Source organism: uncultured Clostridium sp., assembly GCF_934754915.1.
In the GTDB taxonomy this organism is placed as follows: Bacteria; Bacillota; Clostridia; order Clostridiales; family Clostridiaceae; genus Clostridium.
Map to the genome: position 1 here is coordinate 1 of NZ_CAKVKB010000230.1, position 3,743 is coordinate 3,743.

Here is a 3,743-nt window from a genome sequence, read left to right on the forward strand (position 1 = left end):
ACATAACGCCATAATAAATCATGAATGCCATCAAAACAGACAGGTGCATGATTACGAATATAAGACTGCCAGTTATTTTCTTGAATACGCATTTCTTCTTCAGTGAATTTTAGTATATCAAAACATAATGCAGTAAATCCTGGCTTATAATTATACTTAAAATAATCTTCACAAGTCATAGTAACATCAGGGCGCAATTTACTTAATGAGTCTAAGAATGCAGGAAAGTTCACTGTACGTGTGCTATCTACAATCGTATCATCATGATCTAGTATTAAACATTTATATTTCATTTGTATCTCCTTTTTGATATGCAAGACATGTTATACCTTGCGTATTGACTATTTTCCCACACAGCTTAAATCCACAAGATTCTAATAAATTCTGCATAGGAATATTTTTAATTCCTGTATCCATCTTTAAATTAGGAATCTGACTATAAGCCCAGTTCAAGATAAACTTACAGGCCCCTTTCACAATATGTGCAGAAACAACACGATGAACAACACCATAAGGTGCATCATTGAGCCATTGTCCCTCTATTTCCTTATAATCTTGATCTTCTTCTATCGCATAATAGAAAACAGCCGCAATTTGATTTTTATACATGCATAAATACATCTTATCTATATCTTTAGTAATCAAATCTTTTGAAGGATAACCTACAGGCCACTGATTTTTATTGCCATGATTATCCATAAATATCTTCGCATCTTTATAAAGACTCATTATTTCATCTATATGAGCCCTATCTGCTTTTCTTATTTCCATACTTAACTCCTTTATTTAATATAATAGCATAAAAAAAGGTCTGAAAAAATCGAGTAACTAAATAGACTTGGGGTTAACTCAAGCTTTAAAACTGCCAGGGGTGTGAACTCCTACCAGTATTTTTAGGCTGTAAACTTTTTAGGGGGCAGTTTTTCGCTATCTATTTTGTTTATTTCATAAATCATTTATCATATTCTTAAGATCAATAAATCTATAGAAAGAAAAAAAGGATAAGCATCGAAAGTTTAGCGACCGAGATTCTTATCCTGTCCAATAAGAACACTATGGTAATAATAAAACTTTCATCCAAAATCAAGCATATTACTGAAAATCAATATAAAAAGATTATTCTACCTATACATGAATTAACATAGTTAATAAAAAAGATTCCGATAATATTAAATACTGAATGTATAGTGATTGAAATAAAAAGTGCTTTCTTTATATCTTTACAATTTGCCAAAAAGTAAATAGTAAAATAATGAAATAATAATGTGAAAATTCTTTCAATAAGAGAAAAAATCATAGGAATAAATTGAGAATTATTAATTGACTCAATTAATAAAACCGCTTCACTGGTTTGCAAATTTAGACTAGGATAAACATTGTATCCAATAAGTATTGAATTTACAAATAATCTGCAACTTGTCAATCCAAATAACACAAACAATTCACATAATCCATAACCAAAAAAGAAGTTAAAAATAATTTCTCTATTAATTTTATTCAATTTACAAATTAGCAATATACCTATCATTCAGAAATTCCTTCAATTACTCCAGAAGATATACCCTTAAAAGCAATTAAATCCACCCAAAAATTATTAAGTAAAGGATTTTTAGATTGTATGGATGAAATAACAGGAATTCTAAAGATTATTTAGGGTAGCAAAAATAAGCATATCCCCAAAATAATCCATATCATGTTTTTTAGATTTTTTTATAGAGTATACAATTAAAACAATTGATAAAATACAAGTTTTAAAGATAAAATATTCCTAAACTAATAATAGCCTGAAGTGTAATAATAGTGTCTTATAATAATGGCCATTTAAAATCGAATACAATAGAAACAATACCTAATATTATTAATATTGTTGAAATCGTACGAACAATGTATACAGTATTTTTTATTCCAATTGAATCTATAGTGTTTCCAAAAGGAAATATAAAAAATGTTAACCCTAATACTAAAGTCAAAATTTTAGATACAATGATATATTCAGGGTATAAAGCAACCTGCATGATAATTACAAATATACTTATTGCTATAATTAAGCCAAAGAAGTATTTATATTTTTTCCAATAATTAAAATATCTTTCTCCCTTGTTTTTACAATCGTCACTACAAAAATCATCTTCTATATTTTTTTTGTTGCAATACTTACATTTTTTCACACTTTCTCTCCTTTTGTATATCTCAATTAAATTATAGTGTAAATCTAAATATATTTTACTATTTTTATTTCAAAAATTAAATTTAAAGGTAAATATAAAGAGTAACTAAATAGACATGAGGTTAACTCAAACTTTAAAAATGCCGGGGGTGTGAACTTCTGACATTGCTTTTGGGTTGTTAACTTTTTAGGGGCAGTTTTACCCCTTACTACGTGATACTTAAAATATAGGAAAACCCTAGTTATTTTAAATTACCCACAATTTCTACTATCGTTCTTTCTATCGTAACAGATGTATTCACATCAAAATCATTCAATATATCTTTACCATCATCAATCATATTCAATGAATTATGTCCTTTATGGATTTCAATTTCCATTGAAAACCAACAATCCTGTTTTTCAAAACAGATTTCAAAATTTTCAAAGCAGAAGACAATAGCTTTCGTCTCCCACATATCATAATTTTTAGAAGAAGTATGATCATTGACTAGAATAACTTTCTGCACTAACGCATTAACATATGTTTCTTTGATATCATCATTAATCATTGATTCAACTTTTGTCCAATTGGACGCAGAAATACTAAATATAGTCGCTTCACCATCTAAGCCGAAATAATCTAACGCCTCATAATCGTTCACTAATTCAAACACCTGTTGATCAATCTCAAATTCCAAAATACCTGTCACAGAATCTGTAACGATGAAATCTGCATGTTTGTATTTTGTGAATGTTTTACCTATAAATGATTTAATCAACTTTGTATCAAACCTGAAATCATACTGTTTCATTATTATTTTCCTTTTCAAAAAGATACTAATGCTTGTTATGAGCTAATCTTATCATGTTTTCATCCAATGTCGTACGTGGATTCTCCAAATTATATTTTTTAGCCCAATCTTTATAATGCTGATCCATATATTCCTTCAATTCATTAATCGATTTTGTTTTGAATAAATCAATAAGATTCACATCATCAATAATTTTGATGGTTTCATCTAATTTCAAGATAAATTGAGATGCATTCTCAAGATCAAGGCTTTCAAATAAGTAAGTATTTGTCGTAGTCACAACATTCAAATCTACATAATAATTAAAATAAATACTAAATACTCCCGCATTACGATGTGCCATGAACCCTTTCATTCCATCTTTTAAAAATCCAATAGAAGGATTATAGATTCTATTAATAGGTAAAATCTTAATGCTTATAATACTACTGCAAGGAATCAAAATATCTTGTTTCAATTCATTTCTAAAAACTAAATTATTCTCTTCTAATAGAAGTTGTGGGACATCATCAGTTATACTTCTTAGTAAGAATTGTGCTTGTCTACGATTATTTTTCATAGTAAAACGCCTCCTTATATTCAATACATAATCATACACAACTTTTCTATAACAAATTATATATATAATATATCAATGTATTCAACTCATTTCACTTTTTCAATAAATCTTTCAATAAGCAAAAAAGGACAGCTAGAATCTACATCCTAACTATCCTTTCTACATTAATTATTCAATTACAGTTAATTCCTTTGGATAACTATTTAATACCTTACAGCCATCC

At 27.8% G+C, this 3,743-nt stretch carries 4 protein-coding genes and 1 pseudogene; all 5 read right to left on the bottom strand.

Annotated features, from left to right (window positions below; all coding sequences use genetic code 11):
- Positions 1–293: pseudogene (locus Q0F58_RS17975) on the bottom strand (hydrolase); the annotation flags it as partial.
- Positions 283–771 (bottom strand): N-acetyltransferase, encoded by a 489-nt coding sequence (locus Q0F58_RS17980; RefSeq protein ID WP_294379229.1) that lies wholly within the window; start codon positions 769–771, stop codon positions 283–285. The pseudogene Q0F58_RS17975 and the gene Q0F58_RS17980, both read right to left, overlap by 11 nt.
- A gap of 1,034 nt (positions 772–1,805) precedes the next feature.
- Positions 1,806–2,168, bottom strand: a complete 363-nt coding sequence (locus Q0F58_RS17985) for a hypothetical protein (protein ID WP_227360036.1) — start codon at positions 2,166–2,168, stop codon at positions 1,806–1,808.
- Positions 2,169–2,409: 241 nt separating this feature from the next.
- Positions 2,410–2,961: a hypothetical protein gene (locus Q0F58_RS17990; protein ID WP_294379230.1), complete on the bottom strand. Its 552-nt coding sequence runs from the start codon at positions 2,959–2,961 to the stop codon at positions 2,410–2,412.
- A gap of 25 nt (positions 2,962–2,986) precedes the next feature.
- The gene (locus tag Q0F58_RS17995; RefSeq protein WP_294379231.1) at positions 2,987–3,520 is read right to left on the bottom strand and encodes a hypothetical protein; all 534 of its coding nucleotides are present in this window, start codon (positions 3,518–3,520) and stop codon (positions 2,987–2,989) included.
- Between the last annotated feature and the right edge of the window lie 223 nt (positions 3,521–3,743).